General features: G+C 73.3%; 1 protein-coding gene and 2 pseudogenes. 2 read left to right on the forward strand and 1 reads right to left on the reverse strand.

The genetic code is table 11. The features are described from left to right. A pseudogene (locus tag G3I40_RS37115) lies at positions 1 to 598 on the reverse strand (FUSC family protein); the annotation flags it as partial. 118 nt (positions 599 to 716) lie between these two features. On the opposite strand from G3I40_RS37115, the gene G3I40_RS37120 reads away from it, so the two are divergent. After that, positions 717 to 1,259: a DUF5134 domain-containing protein gene (locus tag G3I40_RS37120; RefSeq protein WP_164559227.1), complete on the forward strand. Its 543-nt coding sequence runs from the start codon at positions 717 to 719 to the stop codon at positions 1,257 to 1,259. A gap of 88 nt (positions 1,260 to 1,347) precedes the next feature. Next, a pseudogene (locus G3I40_RS37125) lies at positions 1,348 to 1,654 on the forward strand (M56 family peptidase); the annotation flags it as partial.

Consider the following 1,654-nt stretch of genomic DNA (forward strand, 5'->3'; position numbering starts at 1 on the left):
GGGCGCGGGCGGTGGCCCGTCGTTCGGGGCCGTGCGGCCGGACGAGCGCGGGGGCCATGCCCACCAGCCAGGCGACGGCTCCGGCGCCGAGGGTGAGCGCGAGGTGCCCCGGCACCTGCCCGACGCGCTGGGGCGCGAACAGGGTGGCGGAGCTGATGAACGTGAAGATCAGGTGTCCGGGCGGGCCGATCCGGGTGGCGTCGCACAGTGCCTTCTGCGCGGCGGCGAGCAGCGCGCCCACCGTCACGAGGAGCACGGCGGACGAGGTGAACGACGCGGCGACGAGGGCGACGGCGATGCTCGCGACCATGCCGAGCACCACGGCGGCGAGCGCCCGGGCCCGGGCCGCGTAGGGCAGGTTGTGCCCGTAAAGGGCGCAGAAACTTCCGGCCATCGTGTACATGACCAGGTCGAGGCGGCCGAGGGCGAGCAGCGTCACGTTCGGTATCGCGGCGGAGACGACCACGCTCGTCGCGGGCTTGAACCAGATGTCCGACGGTTTGTTCGCACGCAGTACTCCGGCCAGCGGAAGCCGGCGGACGGAGACGGCGCGCGGCGCGACAGGGGGCGGGGGTGACATCGGGGGTGTGCTGCTCATATCCAAAACATTAGCAGGTGTTTTACCTGTAAAAGATCCCCCGGTGCTCCCCTGCGCCGCCATACGCCCCCGCGTGCCGGGGCATCTCACCGACAGCTACCGAGAAGGGGGACCCGGGGTGCACGGACCGCTGTCGGCCGCCTGGCTGCTCGTCGCGCTGTGCGCGGCGACCGGGGCGTACTGCCTGCTGCGCATGCGCAGCGACGTCGAGGAGCAGCGCCGCACGGCGGGCGGCGAGGCCCTGATGGGGTTCGGGATGGCGCTGATGGCGGTGCCCGCCGCGGTGCTCACGCCGCCGCGGGGGGCCTGGCTGCTGTACGCCGTCGTGTTCGGGGCCGCCGCGCTGCGGGCCCTGTGGGCGGCACGACGCGGGGCCCACCACCTGCATCACTTGATGGGCTCGTTCACCATGGCCTACATGGCGGTCGCGATGGCGGCCCGCCCGGCGGCGCACGCACATCACGGCGGGGCGGGCGCGCCCGCACTCACCGGGCTGCTGCTCGGGTACTTCGCCCTCTACGTCCTGTGGTCAGGGGCGCGCCTGGTGCCCGCCACCGCGAGCGGCCCCGCGATCACCGGCTGGGGCGACCGGCCGGAACTCGCGCGGGCCTGCCGCCTTTCGATGGGGATCGGCATGGTGGCGATGCTGCTGACGATGTAGGTGAGCGGCACGAACGAAACCGTGGCGTGCGTCACTTGACGCCCTGGGCCATACCCCCGGTGCGTGCCCGGCTCATAGGGTGACGACCATGACGGTCCCCGTAGCGCTGTTGCTGCTCGGCACCCTTCTCGCTGTTGTCGCCCCGCGATTGCTCGCGCGCGCCGACTGGACCGAGCGGGAGCCGATCGTCGCGCTGTGGGCGTGGCAGTGCCTGGTGGCCGGTGTGCTGCTGAGCTGCATCCTGTCGATGACCCTGAGCGCGGCCGCGGCCTGGCAGGCCGTGCGCGGCCATCTGTTCGCTCCCGCCCCGCACGCCGTCGTCGACGCGTACGCGCTGCGCACCGCCGGACCGTGGGCGGCGGCCGTCGCGGTGACCCTCGCGCTCGGCGGGGTCT

The sequence above is a fragment of the Streptomyces sp. SID14478 genome (assembly GCF_010548525.1).
Lineage (GTDB): Bacteria > Actinomycetota > Actinomycetes > Streptomycetales > Streptomycetaceae > Streptomyces.